19 protein-coding genes and 1 other RNA gene are annotated in these 19,392 nt (G+C 68.2%); 8 read left to right on the forward strand and 12 right to left on the reverse strand.

What is annotated here, in order from left to right; all coding sequences use genetic code 11:
- Window positions 1–6 precede the first annotated feature (6 nt).
- Together ACRARE_RS03920 and ACRARE_RS03925 are read right to left on the reverse strand one after the other, a co-directional pair.
- The gene (locus tag ACRARE_RS03920) at window positions 7–1,956 is read right to left on the reverse strand and encodes an extracellular solute-binding protein (RefSeq protein WP_432655101.1); all 1,950 of its coding nucleotides are present in this window, start codon (window positions 1,954–1,956) and stop codon (window positions 7–9) included.
- 227 nt (window positions 1,957–2,183) lie between these two features.
- On the reverse strand, window positions 2,184–2,708 hold the full coding sequence (locus tag ACRARE_RS03925) for a c-type cytochrome (RefSeq protein ID WP_432655102.1): 525 nt from the start codon (window positions 2,706–2,708) through the stop codon (window positions 2,184–2,186).
- 140 nt (window positions 2,709–2,848) lie between these two features.
- Here ACRARE_RS03925 and ACRARE_RS03930 point away from each other — a divergent pair, with 140 nt between their 5' ends.
- Window positions 2,849–3,682: a prephenate dehydratase gene (locus tag ACRARE_RS03930; RefSeq protein WP_432655103.1), complete on the forward strand. Its 834-nt coding sequence runs from the start codon at window positions 2,849–2,851 to the stop codon at window positions 3,680–3,682.
- A 45-nt stretch (window positions 3,683–3,727) separates the two neighbouring features.
- On the opposite strand, the gene ACRARE_RS03935 is transcribed toward ACRARE_RS03930, so the two are convergent.
- Both ACRARE_RS03935 and nudC read right to left on the reverse strand, forming a co-directional pair.
- Window positions 3,728–4,195 (reverse strand): SRPBCC family protein, encoded by a 468-nt coding sequence (locus ACRARE_RS03935; protein WP_432655104.1) that lies wholly within the window; start codon window positions 4,193–4,195, stop codon window positions 3,728–3,730.
- Window positions 4,196–4,255: 60 nt separating this feature from the next.
- Window positions 4,256–5,236 (reverse strand): NAD(+) diphosphatase, encoded by a 981-nt coding sequence (nudC, locus tag ACRARE_RS03940; RefSeq protein ID WP_432655105.1) that lies wholly within the window; start codon window positions 5,234–5,236, stop codon window positions 4,256–4,258.
- Window positions 5,237–5,469: 233 nt separating this feature from the next.
- Here nudC and ACRARE_RS03945 point away from each other — a divergent pair, with 233 nt between their 5' ends.
- Window positions 5,470–7,446, forward strand: a complete 1,977-nt coding sequence (locus ACRARE_RS03945) for a bifunctional 2',3'-cyclic-nucleotide 2'-phosphodiesterase/3'-nucleotidase (RefSeq protein ID WP_432655106.1) — start codon at window positions 5,470–5,472, stop codon at window positions 7,444–7,446.
- Between the two features lie 59 nt (window positions 7,447–7,505).
- Here ACRARE_RS03945 and ACRARE_RS03950 read toward each other — a convergent pair whose 3' ends face one another.
- Complete coding sequence (locus tag ACRARE_RS03950; RefSeq protein ID WP_432655107.1) at window positions 7,506–8,351, reverse strand: PhzF family protein; 846 nt, start codon at window positions 8,349–8,351, stop codon at window positions 7,506–7,508.
- A gap of 120 nt (window positions 8,352–8,471) precedes the next feature.
- Between ACRARE_RS03950 and ffs the strand changes: the two genes are divergently transcribed.
- Window positions 8,472–8,570, forward strand: an RNA gene (gene ffs, locus ACRARE_RS03955) — signal recognition particle sRNA small type.
- A 185-nt stretch (window positions 8,571–8,755) separates the two neighbouring features.
- Here ffs and ypfJ read toward each other — a convergent pair.
- On the reverse strand, window positions 8,756–9,604 hold the full coding sequence (gene ypfJ / locus ACRARE_RS03960) for a KPN_02809 family neutral zinc metallopeptidase (RefSeq protein ID WP_432655108.1): 849 nt from the start codon (window positions 9,602–9,604) through the stop codon (window positions 8,756–8,758).
- A 135-nt stretch (window positions 9,605–9,739) separates the two neighbouring features.
- Here ypfJ and ACRARE_RS03965 point away from each other — a divergent pair, with 135 nt between their 5' ends.
- From ACRARE_RS03965 to recR, 3 genes are all read left to right on the forward strand, one after another.
- On the forward strand, window positions 9,740–11,521 hold the full coding sequence (locus tag ACRARE_RS03965) for a DNA polymerase III subunit gamma/tau (RefSeq protein ID WP_432655109.1): 1,782 nt from the start codon (window positions 9,740–9,742) through the stop codon (window positions 11,519–11,521).
- 73 nt (window positions 11,522–11,594) lie between these two features.
- The gene (locus ACRARE_RS03970; protein WP_432655110.1) at window positions 11,595–11,939 is read left to right on the forward strand and encodes a YbaB/EbfC family nucleoid-associated protein; all 345 of its coding nucleotides are present in this window, start codon (window positions 11,595–11,597) and stop codon (window positions 11,937–11,939) included.
- A 6-nt stretch (window positions 11,940–11,945) separates the two neighbouring features.
- On the forward strand, window positions 11,946–12,539 hold the full coding sequence (recR, locus tag ACRARE_RS03975; RefSeq protein ID WP_432655111.1) for a recombination mediator RecR: 594 nt from the start codon (window positions 11,946–11,948) through the stop codon (window positions 12,537–12,539).
- Window positions 12,540–12,850: 311 nt separating this feature from the next.
- Here the strand turns inward: recR and ACRARE_RS03980 are convergent, their stop codons facing one another.
- Complete coding sequence (locus ACRARE_RS03980; RefSeq protein WP_432655112.1) at window positions 12,851–13,999, reverse strand: FAD-dependent oxidoreductase; 1,149 nt, start codon at window positions 13,997–13,999, stop codon at window positions 12,851–12,853.
- A 196-nt stretch (window positions 14,000–14,195) separates the two neighbouring features.
- Window positions 14,196–14,957, reverse strand: a complete 762-nt coding sequence (locus ACRARE_RS03985; protein ID WP_432655113.1) for a DUF1013 domain-containing protein — start codon at window positions 14,955–14,957, stop codon at window positions 14,196–14,198.
- 164 nt (window positions 14,958–15,121) lie between these two features.
- Between ACRARE_RS03985 and ACRARE_RS03990 the strand changes: the two genes are divergently transcribed.
- The gene (locus ACRARE_RS03990) at window positions 15,122–15,751 is read left to right on the forward strand and encodes a ribonuclease T2 family protein (RefSeq protein WP_432655114.1); all 630 of its coding nucleotides are present in this window, start codon (window positions 15,122–15,124) and stop codon (window positions 15,749–15,751) included.
- A gap of 34 nt (window positions 15,752–15,785) precedes the next feature.
- Here the strand turns inward: ACRARE_RS03990 and ACRARE_RS03995 are convergent, their stop codons facing one another.
- Together ACRARE_RS03995 and ACRARE_RS04000 are read right to left on the reverse strand one after the other, a co-directional pair.
- Window positions 15,786–16,763 (reverse strand): NAD(P)H-quinone oxidoreductase, encoded by a 978-nt coding sequence (locus ACRARE_RS03995; protein WP_432655115.1) that lies wholly within the window; start codon window positions 16,761–16,763, stop codon window positions 15,786–15,788.
- Between the two features lie 88 nt (window positions 16,764–16,851).
- Window positions 16,852–17,577, reverse strand: coding sequence for a COQ9 family protein (locus ACRARE_RS04000; protein WP_432655116.1), 726 nt, complete (start codon window positions 17,575–17,577; stop codon window positions 16,852–16,854).
- 165 nt (window positions 17,578–17,742) lie between these two features.
- Here ACRARE_RS04000 and rpsU point away from each other — a divergent pair, with 165 nt between their 5' ends.
- On the forward strand, window positions 17,743–17,949 hold the full coding sequence (gene rpsU, locus ACRARE_RS04005) for a 30S ribosomal protein S21 (protein ID WP_005614280.1): 207 nt from the start codon (window positions 17,743–17,745) through the stop codon (window positions 17,947–17,949).
- 133 nt (window positions 17,950–18,082) lie between these two features.
- Here rpsU and ACRARE_RS04010 read toward each other — a convergent pair whose 3' ends face one another.
- Both ACRARE_RS04010 and ACRARE_RS04015 read right to left on the reverse strand, forming a co-directional pair.
- Window positions 18,083–18,634 carry a flavodoxin family protein gene (locus tag ACRARE_RS04010; protein ID WP_432655117.1) on the reverse strand — a complete coding sequence of 184 codons (552 nt, stop codon included), beginning with the start codon at window positions 18,632–18,634 and terminating at the stop codon, window positions 18,083–18,085.
- Between the two features lie 67 nt (window positions 18,635–18,701).
- A complete protein-coding gene (locus tag ACRARE_RS04015) occupies window positions 18,702–19,157 on the reverse strand; it encodes an Lrp/AsnC family transcriptional regulator (RefSeq protein ID WP_432655118.1) in 456 nt (151 codons plus the stop codon).
- Window positions 19,158–19,392 lie beyond the last annotated feature (235 nt).

Here is a 19,392-nt window from a genome sequence, read left to right on the forward strand (position 1 = left end):
TCGCGCTTACCTCAGCGCGCCCGCCGCCCTCAGCTCGGCCGCCCGGTCGGCGTCGTACCACCAGAAGTCGAGGTAGCCGAGGTCGTAGGGCGGAATCTCCGGGTGGCGGTACATATCGTAGAAGGCGACCCAATAGCCGGACTTGTACCAGGTGGGCACCATCAGGAATTCATGGCGCAGGGCGCGGTCCAGGGCCATCAGCGAGGCATCCTGTTCTTCCTGCGTCGCGGTGTCGAGCGAGGCATAGATGATGTCGTCGACCAGCGGGCTGGCGATGCCCGCCGGGTTGAAGACCGAAAACGCCGCATCGTCAGAGCCATACATCTGCAAGAGGCCGGTGCCGGTGCCCAGGCCCGCACGGTAGCCACCGTAGAGCATGTCGTATTCGCGGTCGCGGCGGCGGTTGGTGTACTGGCTGGGATCGACCACCTCGAACTGCGGCTCGATCCCCAGGACGATCAGGTTCTGGGCGTAGTTGTCGAGGATCGGCTGCACCGAAGGCGCCGAGGAAGAGGAGATCGGGAAATCGAGCGTCAGAAGCTCGCCTGCCGCATTGCGGCGTTTGCCGTCATCGCCCACGGTCCAGCCCGCCGCATCCAGCAGCTCCATCGCGCGGCCCAGGTTGCGGCGGTCGTTCAGACGGTCGGCCCGGCTTTCATGCACACCGCGCGCCGGTTCGGTGAACAGTTCCGGCGGCACCACGTCGCCCAGCCCCTCCAGAAAGGCCAGTTCGGCCCCCTCGGGCGTGCCCTGGGCCTGAAGCGGCGTATCCTGGAAATAGCTTTCACGGTGCTTGAACAGGCCGTATTGCAGGCTTTCGTTGGTCCATTCGAAGTTGAAGGCCAGGGCGATGGCCTCGCGCACGCGCACATCCTGGAACTTTTCCTGGCCCAGGTTGAAGACAAAGCCGGTGTTGTTGGGCGGCATCCCGTCCGGCAGATCCTCTTTCACCACATGGCCGTCCTGCACGGCGGGGAAATCGTACTGGTTCGCCCATTGCCGCGACGAGGTTTCCTGGCGGAAGGTGTATTCGCCCGCCTTGAAGGCCTCGAAGGCGGCGGAATCGTCGGCGAAATATTCCACCCGGATGGTGTCGAAGTTCCAGCGGCCCTGGTTGATCGGCAGATCGGCGCCCCAGTAATCGGGATTGCGCTTGTAGACGATGCGGCGGTCCACATCGTAGCTGTCCAGCATGTAGGGGCCCGAGCCCGGCGAGGTCTCGAAGCGCGGCTCGTCCAGACGGGCGCCGGTTTCCTCGAACCACTTCTGCGAAAAGACGGTGCCGCCGCCCACCTGTTCGATCAGCGACCGGCGCGACACACCATCGGCGAAGGTGAATTTCACCGTGTAATCATCCAGCGCCTCGGCCCCCAGGACCAGTTTCTTGACCCCGCTGGAGAAGCTGGGAAGCCCCTGTTCGATGAACAGATTGTGCGAGAAGACCACGTCATGGGCGGTCAACGGCGTGCCGTCAGAGAACTTCGCCTCGGGGCGCATGTGGAAGATGACCCAGCTTTTGTCGGCGGGGTATTCGACGCTTTCGCACAGCAGGCAGTAGGCGCCGTTGTAATCGTCGGCGGCATCGCCCAGCAGGCTTTCGTACATCATCGACGACAGCGCGCCCGCGCGGCCCTTCACGGTGAAGGGGTTCAGGCTGTCGAAGGTGCCCGAGGCCTCGATGGCGATCTCGCCGCCCTTGGGGGCGTCGGGATTGACGAAATCGAAGTGCTCGAAATCGGCGGGGTATTTCAGGTCGCCGAAGAAGGAATAGCCGTGGCTGGTGATGATCTCGGCCCCGTCGTCCCCGGTGCCGTCGGCAGGGGCATCCTGGGCGCGGGCCGGGCCGGTCAGGGCCAGCGCGGTCGCAAGGCCCAGCCCCGACAGCAACAGCATCGCCCGGCGGCTCAGCGGCATGGACGCGGCAAGGGCCAGGACGCGGGGTTCGGGACGGTTCATAAGACGCTCCTCGACGGTGGTTGCAGAACGGGGCGCGGCCAGGCCGCGGGCCGCGCGCGCGGCCTCCTTCGGAGACTTAGGCTAATCGCCACGATTAACCATATTCAAGACGAGAATGCGTGAGCAGAGGTTACCAAGGTCTTACAGGCCCTTATGGCGCAAGAAAAAAGCCGCCCGCGCATCGCTGCGCAGACGGCTGGTATCCTTGCCAGGAAAGCGGGGCGCGATTATTCGCTGACGCTTTGCAGGTAGGCAATGACGTTGGCGCGGTCTTCGATGTCGTCGAGACCGGCGAAGGACATCTTGGTGCCCGAAGCGGTGCTGCGCGGGTCTTCCAGGAAGGCCTGAAGATTTTCCGGGGTCCAGACGTCGAAGTTCGCCGCCAGCGCGCCGGAATAGCCGAAGTCGGGCACGGTGCCGACCGCACGGCCCACGACGCCGTCCAGATGCGGGCCGGTGGCGTTGGTGCCGTCGACCTTGTGGCAGGCCTTGCACTTGTTGAAGACACGCTCGCCGCGACCGGCGTCGGCCGAGGCGAAGACCTCTTCGAAGGACAGCTGTTCTTCGGGCTCGGCGGTCGCACCTTCGTCGGCGCCGGTGTCGATCACATAGCCGCGCGCATGTTCCTCGCCACCGTGGCCCCCGGCGCTGGTGTCATACAGCACGTCCGCCGCCCAGCTGCCCAGCAGGAAAACCAGCAGCGTACCGCAGAAACCGCCAATGATCTTCGTTCCCGTCATCGTGTCAAACATATGCGCTGCGCCTTTGATGAATCCGTAGCTAGTTGTTCGGCGCGTATCTATCCGCTTCCCCTCGCGCAAAGCAAGGTGTAGTTACCGCGACCAATCGCCCTTTCGGGGCGTTTTGACGCAAACAACACGGAATTCCCCAGATGACTCGCCGAATTGCCTTCCAGGGAGAGCTGGGTGCCTATTCGCACCAGGCCTGTGTCCAAGCCTGCCCCGATCTGGAACCCCTCCCCTGCCGCACTTTCGAAGATGCGATTGCGGCGGTCAAGGAGGGCGCGGCGGAAAAGGCCATGCTGCCGGTGGACAATTCCACCTTCGGGCGGGTCGCGGATATCCATTACCTGATGCCCGGCTCGGGCCTGCACATCATCGGCGAGGCCTTCGTGCGGGTGCACATCAACCTGATGGGCCTGCCGGGGACGAAGCTTGAGGACATCACCTCGGCCACCTCGCATTCCATGTTGCTGGGTCAGTGCCGCGGCTTCCTGAGCGAACATGGCATCGCCCGGATCACCGGCGCCGATACCGCGGGCTCGGCCCATCTGATCTCGCAGCAGGACGACCGCTCGCGCGGCGCGCTGGCCAGCGAACTGGCCGCCGAGGTCTACGGGCTGGACGTGCTGGCGCGCCATATCGAGGACCAGTCGAACAACACCACCCGCTTCCTGGTGATGTCGACAGAGCCCGACCATTCGCGGCGCGGCGGCGGCAAGATGATCACCACCCTGCTGTTCGAAGTGCGCAACATCCCGGCCGCGCTGTACAAGGCCATGGGCGGCTTCGCCACCAACGGCATCAACATGACCAAGCTGGAAAGCTACATGGTCGGCGGCAGTTTCACCGCGACGCAGTTCTATGCCGATATCGAGGGCCACCCCAACGATCCGCATGTGAAACTGGCGCTGGACGAGCTGAACTATTTCTCGTCGCGGATGGAAGTGCTGGGGGTCTACCCCGCCGATCCGCAACGCGACTGATCCCCGGGCAGGCCCGGGCCGCGCGGGGTTCGCATCGCGGGGCCCTTATTCGGGGCTGCGCGGCTTGCCTTCGATCGAGGCGGCGAATTCGCTCATCCGGTCGTCCATCCGTTTCTCGATCGTGCCGCGCGCCAGGCGCAGCGACTGGATCAGCAGCCGGGCCGACAGGGTCTTTGGCTTGATCTCGGTCTCGATCCGGACCCGGGTGCGCGAGCGTGACAGGGCCACCAGATCCACCAGCACCCCGCCCTTCATCCCGTCCGAGCGCAGTTTCATCACCACCCGTTCCGGCGCCTCGAACTCGGTCACCTCAAGGCCGATGTCGCGCCGCTTGCCGCGCAGATCGAAGCGCACGTCCCAGGCCGCGCCGACCCCCGTCACCGCCGGCCGGTCCCGTCGCGACACCTCGGCCCCGCGCCGAATCGCCGAACGTTCGAAGCTGCGAAAATCGGTGACCCGTTCGAAGACGTCGTCGATCGGGGCTTCGATATCTTTTTTCGCAACGATTTTCATGATTTACCAACCGTAGAGCAGCAGGGAGAGACGCGGACCTTCACAATATTGAACATCGCGTCAATCCAGCGTGTCCGCAAGCCAATTGCGCAGCAGGAACTCGGCAATCGCCCCGCGCCGGGGCCGCCTGACCACCGGATGTTCGCCCGCGAAGACCTGTGCCAATTCTTCACGCGACAGCCACATCGCGGCCTCCAGTTCCACCGGGTCGACGGTGATCTCCTCGCTCAGGGCCACGCCCTGGCAGCCGAACATCAGCGAGTTGGGGAAGGGCCAGGGCTGGCAGCAGACATAGCGCACCTCGCCGACCCGCACGGCGGTCTCTTCCAGCACCTCGCGGCGCACGGCGGCCTCGATGGTCTCGCCCGGCTCGACAAAGCCCGCCGGCACCGAGAACATCCCCTCGGGCCAGCCATGGGAGCGGCCCAGAAGCACATTCTCGCCGCGGGCGATCAACATGATCACCACCGGATCGGTGCGCGGGAAATGCTGCGCCTGGCAGGTCGGGCAGCGCCGCTGCCAGCCCGCCTCGACGATCTCCGACGGCTGGCCGCAGCGGGCGCAGAAGCGGTGCGAGCTGTGCCAGGAATAAAGCGCCCTTGCGGTGGCGGCCAGTTCGGCCTCTTCCGGGGTCAGGTCGGCCATGATGGCGCGCAGGTCGCTGAACCCCTGATCGGGGGCGAGGGCCGGATGGGCGGGCAGGCCGCCCACGTGCCAGCCCAGGGGCGCGTCGCGCTGCTCCAGCTCGGGCGGTTGCCAGGCAGAGATGTCCTGGGCGAAGATCACCGCGCCATCCGCCGCGCGGCCCAGCAGGACCGGCGCCGCGCCCTGCGCCTCGGCCAGCACCGGGTGATCCAGGGGCAGCCGGGCCAGGGCCCAGGCGCCCTCGGATCCGGCGATCAGGACATTGCCGCGCCACAGCAGCAGGCAGCCCGCGCCGGGCTCTGCCGCCAGCGCCGCCAGCGCGGCGCCGTCGCCGCGCTGCTGCGCCAGCCGGTCCAGCCCCGTGCCCCCGAAGGTCACCCGTTCATCCTGCCACATGGGCCCACCCCTCTTGCTGCATTTCGCCGGGCGACCCTGCCCCGGCAGGCGCCCAAGCTCAATGCCCAACCGCAGGGGTCTGGCCCGGGTGGCGGCATTCCCCGCGCTCCGCCGCCCCCCGGCAGCGGCGGGTTTCGGCGCAGCGCGAAACAGATCTCCCGGCGGCGCACCGTTATGCTAACGTCATGCAATATCGGCATATCGACGGTCACGTGCCTTTCCGGAGAAATCTCATGTCACTGAAACATTCCACCTCGCTGTCCCGCCGCAATTTCCTGGGCGGCACCATTGCCGGAGCCACCTTGCTCAGCCTGCATCCCTTCTCGGCCCGGGCCGCCGCCGCACAGGCGCACCTGCGGATCATGGAAACGACGGATCTGCACGTTCACGTCTTCCCCTACAACTACTACGCCGACCGCCCCGACGACACGGTGGGCCTGGCGCGCACCGCCGCCCATATGCAGGCGATCCGCGACGAGGCGACCAATACGATGCTGGTCGACAATGGCGACATCATCCAGGGCAACCCGATGGGCGACTACATGGCCTATGAAAAGGGCCTGGCCGAGGGCGACGTGCACCCGGTGATCGCCGCGATGAACACGCTGGGCTACGACGCCGCCACCCTGGGCAACCACGAGTTTAACTACGGCCTGTCCTTCCTGGAAAAGGCCATCGCGGGCGCCGATTTCCCCTTCATCTCGGCCAATGTGGTCAAGGAGATGGCGGCGAACCCCACCGGTGACACCACCTTCATCCGCCCCTACATCCTGCTCGATCGCCAGGTCGAGCTGGGCGATGGCACCACCAAGCCGATCAAGATCGGCCTGATCGGCTTCGTCCCGCCGCAGATCATGATGTGGGACCGCGCCCATCTGGAAGGCAACGTCCAGACCCGCGACATCGTCGATACCGCCCGCGCCTATATCCCGCAGATGAAGGAAGAGGGTGCCGATATCATCATCGCCCTGTCCCACTCGGGCATCGGCGCCGCCGATCATGAGGAAGGGGCCGAGAACGCCTCGGTCCCGCTGGCGGGGATCGAGGGCATCGACGCGGTGATGACCGGCCACAGCCACCTGGTCTTCCCCTCGGCCACCTACGAGGGCTACGCCCAGGTCGACGTGGCCAAGGGCACGATCAACGGCAAACCCGCCGTGATGGGCGGCTACTGGGGCAGCCACATGGGCCTGATCGACCTGCTGCTTGAGGCCGACGGCAGCGGCTGGCGTGTCGTCGCCCACGAGGTCAGCACCCGCCCGATCTACGAGCGCGGCGAAGACCGCTCGATCACCCCCACGGTGGAAAGCGCACCCGCCGTCCTGGCCGCCGCCCAGACCGAACATGACGCCACCCTGGCCTATGTCCGCGCCGAGGTCGGCCGCACCTCGGCCCCTCTGCAAAGCTATTTCGCCCTGGTGGCCGACGATCCCTCGATCCAGATCGTCACCAATGCGCAGCGCTGGTACATCGAACAGATGCTTCAAGGCACCGACTATGCCGCCCTGCCCCTGCTGTCGGCGGGCGCGCCCTTCAAGGCGGGCGGGCGTGGCGGGCCCGAGTATTACACCGAGGTCGAAACCGGCCCGATCGCGATCAAGAACGTCTCCGATCTCTACCTCTACCCGAACACCATCCGCGCGGTGAAGATCACCGGCGCCCAGCTGCGCGGCTGGCTGGATCGCTCGGCCGGCATGTTCAACCAGGTGGAACCCGGCGCCACCGACGCGGTGCTGCTGAACCCCTCGTTCCCCAGCTACAACTTCGACGTGATCGACGGGGTCAGCTATCAGATCGACCTGTCGAAACCGGCCCGCTACGACAGCGACGGCAACGAGGTCTCGGGCGAAAGCCGCATTGTTGATCTGATGTATGACGGCGCGCCGGTCACTGACGAGATGGAATTCGTCGTGGCCACCAACAACTACCGCGCCTCGGGCGGCGGCCATTTCCCCGGCGCCGACGGCTCGACCATCATCTTCGAAGGCCCCGACACCAACCGCGACATCATCGTGCGCTACCTGGTCGAACAGGGCACCGTCGACCCCGAGGCCGACGCCAACTGGACCTTCGCGCCCATGGCGGACACCACGGTGCTGTTCGAAACCGGCCCCGGCGCGGCGAAATACGCCGACAGCGTCGAAGGGGTGACCATCGCCCCTGCGGGCGAAGGCGAGGGCGGCTTCGCGCTCTTCCGTATCACCCTCTGATCACCGCGCATGGTACTTTGGAAGGGCCGCCCCCGGGCGGCCCGTTTCACGTGCCCTGCTCAGACCGCGACCTGCCCGGTCACCGTGGTCACCGCCCGGCCCCCGATGAAGATCCGCCCGCCCTCGACGCTGACCGCGATCTCGCCATCGCGCCCGACGCAGCGCCCCTGGGTCGCCAGATAGCGCGCGCCCTCGCCCAGCTCGCCCGCCCGCATCCGCAACGCCGCCACCGCGCCATTGCCGCTGCCGCAGACCGGATCCTCGGCCACCCCGTCCGAGGGCACGAAAGAGCGCACCTCGATCCCGCCCTCGGGCTTGCGCCCGAAGACGGTGACGCCGCCCGCGCCCACCGCGCTCTCGAACCGCGCCATGCGCGCCAGGTCGGGGGTCAGCGCCGTCACCGCCGCAGCGCTGCCCAGATCGGCCACGACCCACAGCGGGCCCACATCGACCACCGCCGGGGCGCTGCCCCGGGCCAGGGGCGCGCCCAGCAGGTCGGCCAGCTCGGCCGCCTCGGACGCCGTCAGGTCGCGAAAGCGCGGTTCCGGCAGGCGCAGGGTCAGCTGGTCCCCCTCCTGGCGCACCGGGATCAGCCCGGCGGCGCATTGCTGCACCACCAGCCCGTCCTGCGGGGTGATCAACCCCGCCTCGATCAGCGCATGGGCACTGCCGATGGTCGGATGACCGGCGAAGGGCAGCTCGCTGTTGGGGGTGAAGATGCGCAGCCGGTAGTCGGCCCCGGCCTCGGTGGGCGTCAGGTGAAAGGTGGTTTCCGACAGGTTGGTCCAGGCGGCGATGGCCTGCATCTGGGCGGCGCTCAGCCCGTCGGCCTGCAACACGACGGCAACAGGATTGCCGCGAAAGGGCACGGCGGAAAAGGCATCGACAACACGGTAGGGGCGCATGGGGGTCTCCGGTTCTGCTTCGCGGCGGACCATAGCAGTCCCGCCCCGCCGCGCCAGTCACCGCCCCGGCGGCACAGCACAGCGCTTGCATTACCCGCCGCCCTTTCCTATATGCGGCCTTGAGAGGTTGGCGCGGGCAGGCGCCTCGCCAACCCGGTCAGGTCCGGAAGGAAGCAGCCGTAACGAGTCCCGCTTGGGTCGTTGTCCAATCTCTCACCTAAGCGTCTTCGCGAAGCGAAGGCGCGCACCCCGGCAGCGTATGTCGCAGACATGCGCGAGAGGGGTCCCCCAACACCCCCAAAACACCGCAGCTAGGCACAGACACCCTTTCCACGTCCGCGCACCTTACCCCACGGGACGGCGGGCGGGGCGACGCTCCCATAGGGAGCGAGCGCCGCACACAGTCACCCCGAAAACGTATCGCAACTCTCCACCCGGCCCGACCGATACCCGGTGGTGAACCAGCCTGCCCGCTGCGCCGAGGTACCATGGGTGAAGGTATGGGGCTGTGGCACCCGCCCGGCCTGGCGTTGCAGGTGGTCGTCGCCGATCATCCGCGCCGCGTTCACCGCCTCTTCGATGTCGCCCGGCTCCAGCAGCCCCGCCACCTGCGAGGCCCAGACGCCCGACAGGCAATCGGCCTGCAACTCCAGCCGCACGGTCATCGCGTTGGCCTCGACCTGGCTGGCCTGCTGGCGATAGCTGTTCACCTGGCCCAGGATCCCCAGCTCGTTCTGCACATGGTGGGCCACCTCATGGGCGATCACATAGGCGGCGGCGAAATCGCCCCCGGCGCCCAGCTGGCGCGACAGGGTGGCGAAAAATTCGGTGTCCAGATAGGCCTTGCGGTCCGCCGGGCAGTAGAAGGGCCCGGTAGCCCCCGAGGCGCCGCCGCAGGGGCTGGCCGTGCGCCCCGAGAACAGCACCAGCACCGGCGGGGTATAGTCGCGGCCCAGCTGCTCGGCGAAGACCTGCGCCCAGACCTCTTCGGTGGTGCCCAGCACCTGGGCGGCAAAGCGGCCTGCCGCCTCTTCCTCGGCCGAAAGCTCGACCGGGCCGCCCTGGCTGGTCTCATAGCCCGCATCGCCGGTCAGCAGCGGTGTCACATCGACCCCGGTGAAATAGCCGAAGGCCAGGATCAGCAGCACCGCGCCGATCCCCAGACCGCCCGCCGGGCCACCGACGCGGCGCGTGCCGCGCTGGCTGCGACGGTCCTCGATATTGCGACTGGCGCGCCGCCCCTTCAGTTTCATGACCAATCCCCCGGCTGTCTGCCTAGGTGATGCCAAGCCAGACCGCCCAGGGCAAGCGCCAAGGCGCCTTGCGGTGGACGCCCCCGGCGCCCCCGTTTACTCTTGTGCGGAACCACCCGAATCCAAGGCCCCCCGATGCAAGACAGCGCCCCCGCCCCCAAGGGTCCCTATCAGGTCCTGGCCCGGAAATACCGGCCCGAGACCTTCGCCGATCTGGTCGGCCAGGACGCCATGGTGCGCACGCTGAAGAACGCCTTCGAAGCGGACCGCATCGCCCAGGCCTTCATCATGACCGGCATCCGCGGCACCGGCAAAACCACCACCGCGCGGATCATCGCCAAGGGCATGAACTGCATCGGCCCCGACGGCCAGGGCGGGCCGACCACCGATCCCTGCGGCCAGTGCGAGCACTGCAAGGCGATCATGGAAGGCCGCCATGTGGACGTGATGGAGATGGACGCGGCGTCCAACACCTCCGTCAACGACATCCGCGAGATCATCGACAGCGTGAACTACCGGGCCGCCTCTGCCCGCTACAAGATCTACATCATCGACGAGGTCCACATGCTCTCGACCAGCGCCTTCAACGCGCTGCTCAAGACGCTGGAGGAACCGCCGGCGCATGTGAAGTTCATCTTCGCCACCACCGAGATCCGCAAGGTGCCCGTCACCGTGCTGTCGCGCTGCCAGCGTTTCGACCTGCGCCGGATCGAGCCCGAGGTGATGATCGCCCTGATGCGCAAGATCGCGGGCGCCGAAGGGGCCGAGATCACCGACGAGGCCCTGGCCCTGATCACCCGTGCCGCCGAGGGCTCGGCCCGGGATGCCACCTCGCTGCTGGATCAGGCGATTTCTCATGGCGCGGGCGAGACCGGCGCCGATCAGGTGCGCGCCATGCTGGGCCTGGCGGACCGGGGCCGGGTGCTGGATCTCTACGAGATGATCATGCGCGGCGATGCGGCGGGCGCCCTGACCGAACTGTCGGCGCAATATGCCGATGGCGCCGATCCGCTGGCGGTGCTGCGCGACCTGGCCGAGATCACCCACTGGATTTCGGTGGTGAAGATCACCCCCGACGCCGCCGAGGATCCGACCATCGGCCCGGACGAACGCGCCCGCGGCCTGTCCCTGGCCGAGCGGCTGCCGATGCGCGCCATGACGCGGATGTGGCAGATGCTGCTGAAGGCGCTGGAAGAGGTGGCGGCGGCCCCCAATGCGATGATGGCCGCCGAAATGGCGGTGATCCGCCTGACCCATGTGTCCGAACTGCCCTCGCCCGAGGAACTGCTGAAACGGCTGAAGGATGCGCCGCGCCCGCCCGAGCCGCCCCAGGGCGGCCCCGGTGGCGGTGGCGGCGGCTATGCCCCGGCCGGGCCCGGCGGCGGCGGCGCCCCGGCCTATGGCGCGCCCGGCCCCTCCGGCGGTGGCGGCGGCGTCCAAGGCCATACGATGCTGGCCCAGCAGGTCGACCAGGCCCTGGCGCGCTATCCCACCTTCGAGCATGTGATCGAGCTGATCCGCCAGAACCGCGACGTGCGGCTGCTGGTCGAGGTCGAGGGCGGCGTGCGCCTGATCTCCTACAGCCCCGGGCGGATCGAATTTGCCCCCGCCCCCGGCGCTTCGGCGGATCTGGCCTCGAAACTGGGCACGGCGCTGCAACGCTGGACCGGCAATCGCTGGGTGGTGACCATCGGCAATGCCGAGGGCGAGGCCACGATCACCGAGAAACGCGACGCCAAGATCCAGGCCATGAAGGAAGAGGCCACGGCCCATCCGCTGATGCAGGCGGTGCTGGCGGCCTTCCCCCGGGCGGAGGTGACCAAGGTCATCACCCGCGCCGAAATGGCCGCCAAGGCCGAGGCCGAGGCCCTGCCCGAGGTCGAGGACGAATGGGATCCTTTCGAAGACGAAGAGTGATCCCGCCCGCAAGACGCAGTAGATAGCAAACGGATGACGCGCCCGCGGGGCGCCGCAACGAAGGAGAGCGAGCATGTTCAAGGGCCTTGGCCAGATGGGCGACATGGCGAAAATGATGAAGACCGCCAAGGAGATGCAGGCGAAGATGCAGCAGCTCCAGGAGGATCTGGAGACGATGACCGTGCAGGGCGAAAGCGGCGCGGGCCTGGTGAAGGCCACGGCCACCGCCAAGGGCGAACTGAAGGCGCTGGACATCGACCCCTCGATCTTCGACCCGAACGAAAAGGAAGTGGTCGAGGACCTGATCCTGGCGGCGATCAAGGACGCCCAGGCGCGCGCCGCCGAGAAGCACCAGGAAGAGATGGGCAAGATCACCGAAGGTCTGGGTCTGCCGGCCGATTTCAAGATGCCCTTCTGATCGGCCATGTCCGCCGGCCGCGATATCGACGCGCTGATCGAGATGTTGGCGAAGCTGCCGGGGCTCGGCCCCCGGTCGGCGCGGCGCGCCGTGCTGCACCTGGTGCGCAAGCGCGAGCTGCTGCTGATGCCGCTGGCCGACCTGCTTCACGCGGTGGCGGTGAACGTGCGCGAATGCTCACGCTGCGGCAATATCTCCGAAGGGCCGGTCTGCCCGATCTGCCTTGATGCCAAGCGCGCCAATGGCGAGCTGTGCGTGGTCGAGGATGTGGCCGACCTCTGGGCCATGGAACGCTCGGGCACCTTCCGGGGGCGCTATCACGTTCTGGGCGGCACCCTCTCGGCGCTGGATGCCGTGGGCCCGGACGAGCTGCGCATCCCGGCGCTGATGCAGCGGGTCGAGGATGAAGGGGTGCGCGAGGTGATCCTGGCGCTGAACGCCACGGTCGACGGCCAGACCACCGCCCATTACATCGCCGACCAGCTGGAGGGCACGGTGCGCCTGACCTCCCTGGCCCAGGGCGTGCCCATCGGCGGCGAGCTCGATTATCTCGACGACGGCACGATCACCGCCGCCCTGCGCGCCCGCAAGGAACTCTGACCGCCGCGCCTGGCCCCTATCGGCCCGTGCCGGGCCGATGCCTCCGGCGGGGATATTTCTGGCAATGAGAAGCGCAAGGGGATGGCACCCGAAAGGATCGAGCGCGCCCCGGCTGCCATGTAGGTCAACCGGGCGCGACGGCGCCGTTGCGCGCCCGTTGGCGGACTTTGCAGCCGGGGCCCCGCGCGGGCTTTTCCGTGCCACGCCCCTCTCTTCTCATTGCCGAAAATATCCCGGGGGGAATTGAGCCGAAGGCTCAAGGGGGGCAGAGCCCCCCTTCTCTTACGCCCCCCGTCTACGTGTCGCGCCTGTCAGGGGGCGACGGCGGGTTCCGAGGCCCAGTCGGGCAGCGGCGCGCCCGAGGCCAGAAGCGCGCCCAGCCGGCCCAGCTCGTCAGAGTTCTTCGCCCCCCGTCCCCCGGCGGCGAAGGCGGTATAGATCCGGTCGGACAGGGCGGTGAAATGGGGGATGTTGCGCGGCGTATAGGTGGTCACGCAGGCCGCGGTCGAGGTCGACAGGATCTGAAGCGAGGGGATCCGCGCCCGCATCAGCCCGTCGACATAGCCCGCCACCTCGGCATCCCCGGGTGAGCGGAACCAGTCGGTCAACTCCTGGGGCGTCCCAAGGGCCCGGTCCACCCGGTCGCCGCCCATCTTCAGGTACAGCTTGCCGTCGGGATAGCGCACCGGGGGCAGCATGTAGGGATCCTCGCCATTGGGCAGAAGCGCGATCAGCGTCGGCATTCCCGCCAGCCGTGCCGCCTCGGCCTCGGACACCTCGAAGAAGACCACCGTGCGGGCATAGACGCTGAAGGGCAGGGCCTCGCCCAGAAGCGCCCGGGTGAAACCGCCCGTGGCCACCAGGGCGCGGTCCGCCGTCAGGGTCTCGCCCGCCGCCAGGCGCAGGGTCACCCCCCCGGCCCCCTCGTCGAGGCCCGTCACATGGTCGCGGACCCGTTGCGCGCCCCCGGCCTCGGCCACGGCGATCTGGGCGCGCACCATGGCGCGCGGATCCACCACGCCCGCCATCGTCCCCTCGTAGAGGCCCAGGGTGCCCGGCTCGAAGGCGAACCAGGGAAACCGCGCCGCCAGCTCGGCGTCGCGCAGGGTTTCGCAGGGCACCGCGTCGCGGTCGCGCGTCGCCTCCAGCCGGTCCATCTGCACCGAGCCCTCGGGCCCCGCCATCAGCGAGCCCACCTCGGAGAAGAACCGCACCCCCGAGGCCGCCTCGAGCCGCCGGTAGCGGGCGATCGAGGCGCGCGAGGCGCGCGACCAGAAAAGCCAGGGATCGAGCTGGCGGGTGATCCGCCCGGCGTCGTAATGCGAGCCGAAGGGCCCCTCCCAGCGGGCGGCCTCTGGCGGTTCGTCCGGGCCCACCAGGGTGACCCGATGGCCCATGGCCACAAGATGGCGGGCGGCGGCGGCACCGATCATCCCGGCCCCGATCACGGCGATATGCATGGCTGTCCTTTCCTGCTGCCGGCACGGCCCCCTGGGCGCGCCCGGCTGCGCGCAGGATGGTCAAGCCCTGGCGGCGGATGCAAGGCCCCGCGCGCCCAACTCCCGGGCCTGGCACGAAAAAGCCCGCCGGAGAGGCGCTCCGGCGGGCTGGACAGGATCACAGGGACCGGGCGGCGCAAGCGCCCCCCATGCGGTCTTACTTGTCGTCGTCCTCGTCGTCGTCGTCGTTGCCGCTCGGCAGGTTGAAGAAGCTGTCGGCATCGGGCAGCTCGTCGTCGCGGCGGTCGTCGCTGTCGCCGTCCGAGCTGAGCGAGAAGGTTTCCAGACCCTCGATGGCGGTCGGGATGCGCGGCTCGGCGTCCATCTCCAGGCTTTGCTCGGTGGACAAGAGCTTGCGGCGCTCGTCATCGGTGATCGCCTCGCCGCGCTTGGCGCGTTCGGCGGCGGCCTTCTGCACGGCGGCGTCCAGCTCGGTCTGCTTGCACAGCCCCAGGGCCACCGGGTCGATGGGCTGCATGTTGGCGATGTTCCAGTGGGTGCGCTCGCGGATCGACTGGATCGTCGGCTTGGTGGTGCCCACCAGTTTGGAAATCTGGCCGTCCGACAGTTCCGGGTGGAACTTCACCAGCCAGAGGATCGAGTTGGGACGATCCTGGCGTTTCGACAGCGGGGTATAGCGCGGGCCACGGCGCTTTTCCTCGCCCACGGCGGCGGCGTTGAACTTCAGCTTCAGCTTGTGCAGCGGATCGGCCTCGGCCTTGTCGATCTCTTCCTGGGTCAGCTGGTTGTTGGCGATCGGGTCGAAGCCCTTCACGCCCTGGGCCACTTCGCCATCGGCGATGCCCTGGATCTCCAGCTCGTGCATCCCGGTGAAATCGGCGATCTGCTTGAAGCTCATCGTGGTGTTGTCCACCAGCCAGACGGCGGTGGCCTTGGCCATGATCGGTTTGCCCTGCATGTCTCAACTCCTGAACATCTGGCGTGCTGGAAGCCTGCGGTCAGATATGTCTGTCCCGTGCCCTGGCCTGGGGGCCGGGGCGCACCGCCGGGGCGATGCAGGTTTCCGTTGTCGGGGAACTCGGGCGCTATATAGTCGGGTCGGGCCACAAATGGAAGAGTGATATGCGTCGCACCCTTGCCCTGTTGATCATGCTGCTGGTGCCGCTGCGCGGGATGGCCGCCGACCGGGCGGGGGACTTCGCCTATTACGTGCTGGCGCTCAGCTGGTCGCCCGCCTTCTGCGAGGTCCAGGGCGATCCGGTGCAATGCGCGCCGGACAAGCGCTTTGGCTGGATCCTGCATGGGCTCTGGCCGCAGCACGAAGAGGGCTACCCCCGCGATTGCCGCAGCGCGCGGCGCAACCCCAGCCGGGCCGAGACGGCGGCCATGGCCGACATCATGGCCACCTCGGGCCTGGCCTGGCACGAATGGCAAGCCCACGGGCGCTGCTCGGGCCTCAGCTCCGAAGACTACTTCGCCCTGTCGCGCCAGGCCTATGACAGCGTGACACGGCCCCAGATCCTGCGCCAGCTGCGCGCGGACGTGCGCCTGCCCGCCCGGGTCATCGAAGAGGCCTTCCTGGAAGCCAATCCGCAGCTTTCGGCGGATGGCGTCACCGTCACCTGCCCCGACAACCGCATCCGCGAGGTGCGCATCTGCCTGACCAAGGATCTGGCGCCGCGCGATTGCGCCCCCGACGTGCGCCGCGACTGCCGCGCCGGATCGGCGCTCTTCGACGCGATCGGGGGCTGACGGGGCGGCCCGCCGTCCCCGTCCAGGGGCGGGCTCAGCCGCCCGCCACCTCCAGAACGATCTTGCCGATATGGTCCGAGCTTTCCATGCGGGCGTGAGCGGCGGCGGCCTGGTCCAGCGGGAAGGTGCTGTCCATCACCGGCGCCACGCGGCCTGCGGCCAGCAGGGGCCAGACGTGATCGCGCAGGCCCTCGGCGATCTCGGCCTTCACCTGGTCCGACTGGGCGCGCAGGGTGGATCCGGTCAGGGTCAGCCGCTTCATCATCACCTGGGCAAAGTTCACCTCGGCCTTGGGGCCGCCGAGGAAGGCGATCATCACCAGCCGCCCCTCGGTCTTCAGCGCGCGGATGTCGCGGGGGGTATAGCTGCCGCCGACCATGTCGAGGATCAGATCGGCGCCGCCGACCTCTTTCATCACCTCGACGAAATCCTCGTCGCGGTAGTTGATCGCCCGTTCGGCCCCCAGATCCAGGCAGGCGGCGCATTTCTCGGCCGATCCGGCGGTGGCAAAGACCCGCGCGCCAAAGGCTTTCGCCAGCTGGATGGCGGTGGTGCCGATGCCGGAACTGCCGCCATGTACCAGAAAGACCTCGCCGCCGGTCAGACGCCCCCGGCGGAACACGTTTTCCCAGACGGTGAAGAAGGTCTCGGGCAGGCAGGCGGCCTCGCGCAACCCCATGCCCTCGGGCACCGGCAGGCAATGGGCATAGGGGGTCACCACCTCTTCGGCATAGCCGCCGCCGGGCAGCAGGGCGCAGACAAGGCTGCCCAGGGCCGCCTCGGGTACGCCCTCGCCCAGGGCCACGATCTCGCCCGAGGCCTCCAGCCCTGGCAAGTCAGAGGCGCCGGGAGGGGGCGCGTAGTTGCCCGCCCGCTGCAAGGCATCGGGGCGGTTCACTCCGGCCCAGGCCACCCGGATCCGCACCTCGCCCGGCCCCGGTTCGGGCAGGGCCCTTTCGCCCGGCACCAGAACCTCGGGCCCGCCCGGTTTCGCAATCTCGATCACGCGCATCTGTCGCGCCCCCCTCTTCACTTCTCTTTTGCCGAAAATATCCCCGCCGGAGGCCTTGGCCCCAGCGGGCCCAGCCCCTGGCCGGGGCTTATGTTCCCGCCTGTCCGGCCCCTGCCTGTCCGGGCAGATCGCGCGCGGCCCCCGGCGCCTTCACCCGCGACAGGACCCCCAGCGGGCCCTTGCCGATCAGGCGGCCCAGGGGCGAGGCCAGCACCCGGCCCTTCACCTTCTCGAATCGCATCACGTCGCCGATCCGGCGATCGAGGAAATCCCAGGTCGCCTGATGGTCCAGGCTGTCATCGCCCAGCCAGTACAGCACCACCGAGGAATAGACCCCCGACAGGGTGGCGCGCTTGGAATACCAGTTCAGATCGTCCGAGGTGTCGCCCAGCACCGTCCAGATCGCATCGGCAGAGCCCCAGACGGCGCGGGCGCCATCGGCGCTGTGCTGCGGCAGGGCGAAGAGGGCCGCGCCCCGGCGCACCAGCTCCTTGTCGGCCAGCTCCAGCCTCAGGCGAATGGCACGGGCCACCTTCTCGGAATAGCGCAGGGCGTCATGGGCCCCGGCGTCGGCCTCGGCCTTGAAAAGGCGGGCCATTTCGGCGTCACCCGCGCGGTGATAGGCCAGCGCCAGATCGACGGCGCCGCGCGGGAAAAGGGCGCGGGCCAGATCGGCAGAGATGTCGGCATCGGCGGCGGCGGCGCGCAGGGTGGCGTCGCTCCAGCCGTCGAAGGGCACATGGATCAGCGCCGCCTCCAGCAGGCGCGCGGCGGCGTCCGGCTCGGCGGGATGGGCAGAAGGCTGCTCGGTCATGAGGCGCTCCGTCGTTCGGTGCCGGATCGCGGCACGGGGTGGATCTGCCCCCGAGGACGCCCGTCAGGGCGAAAGAGGGCCATGCTGGACAAATAGGGCGACCCTTGCTATAGGACCACTTCCTGCACTATCGAAACTTTAACTTAGGAAGGTGGTGACAACCACATGCAGGTTAGTGTTCGCGACAACAATGTCGATCAGGCGCTCCGTGCCCTGAAGAAAAAGCTGCAGCGCGAAGGCGTTTTCCGCGAAATGAAGCTCAAGCAACATTTCGAGAAGCCGTCCGAGAAGAAAGCGCGCGAGAAGGCCGAAGCGATCCGCCGCGCCCGCAAGCTGGCGCGCAAGAAGGCGCAACGCGAAGGTCTCCTCTAAGGAGCCTTTTCTTCCTCACGGAAGACCCGACACGAAAAGACGACCCCCGCGGCCCAGCCCCGGGGGTTTGTCGTTTTCAGGGGGGCAGGTCTTCTGGGGGCCTGTCAGGGCGCCGGCCCCCCCCCGGCAGCGCTCAGTCCGACCAGCGCGCCAGCGCCGCGGCCAGCCGCGCGCCAAACAGCCGCGCCGAGGCCTCGCAACCGGGTTTCAGAACCCCGTCCTCGGCCTGCTCCACCGTCAGCCCCAGGAAGGTGCCCGAGGCATTCAGCCCCGCACGTTCGGGAAAGACCGGGGCGCCGATCACCTCTTGGCCCACCCAGATCATGGCGTGCTGGGCGGCGAAGATGGCCAGCGATTTCAGCGTCGCCAGCTTGTCCCCCGCCTGCTGGATACCGCAGGTGAACCCCGCCGCCAGCTTGTCCTGCCAGCCGCGTTCGGTCCAGATCTCGTGGCCGGTCTCGTCCAGCACCGCCTTGTAGCCCCCGGCGATGCCGCCCATGTAGGTGGGCGTGCCAAAGACGATGGCCCCGGCGCGCGCCAGCAGCGCCCAGTCGGCCTCGCCCAGGGTTTCGGCATTCACCAGATAGGGTTCGGCCCCGGCGGCGGCGGCGCCCCCGGCAATGGCCCGGGCGGTCAGCGTGATCGTCTGCGATCCGCCCCAGTAGAGGATGACGAGTGGTTTCATATCCTGTCCTTTCGGGTCGCTCGGGTGGCGACGCGGCGGGGGCGGCCTCTTCGGCCCCCTGCCCTGCCTAGACCGGCAGGGCGGTTGTCTTGAAGACGGTGCGCAGCGCGAAAGAGCTTTGCATCCGTTGCACCCCGGGCAGCCGCGCCAGGCTTTGCCGGTGGATCCGGGCGAAATCTTCAGAGCTTTCGGCGATGACCTTCAGGATGTAATCCGCCGTGCCCGCCATCAGGTGGCATTCCAGCACCTCGGGCACCCGGGCCACGGCGGTCTCGAAGGCCTCCAGCAGCTCATCCGCCTGGCCCGACAGGCCGATCTCGACAAAAACGGTGGTCGACAGCTGCATCTTGCGGGCGTTCAGCAGGGCCACGTAGTCGCGGATATAGCCCTCGGCCTCCAGCCGCTGCACCCGCCGGTGGCAGGCCGATTGCGACAGGCCCACCTTGTCCGACAGTTCGGCATTGGAGATGCGCCCGCTTTTTTGCAGCACCCGCAGGATGGACCGGTCCATCTGATCCAGCATCGAAGATCCTCGCCTGTTTGGGCCGTTTTGTCGCAGAAACCCGGCGCCGCTTCCAGTGCAATTGCCGGTCCCTCCCGCGTCGGCCCGGGCCCGCCGCAGGCCCTGCCGAAGGTCGCGGCTTTTCCCCTGATCCGGGTGATGGCCCCTGCGGACCCCGTGACGCAGGTTGGCGCCACCCGCGCACAGCCTGCGGGCCGTCCGCCGGTCCGCCGCGCCACGCGCCTTCCTGACCACA

It is taken from the genome of Pseudooceanicola aquaeponti (genome assembly GCF_050897975.1).
In the GTDB taxonomy this organism is placed as follows: domain Bacteria; phylum Pseudomonadota; class Alphaproteobacteria; order Rhodobacterales; family Rhodobacteraceae; genus Pseudooceanicola.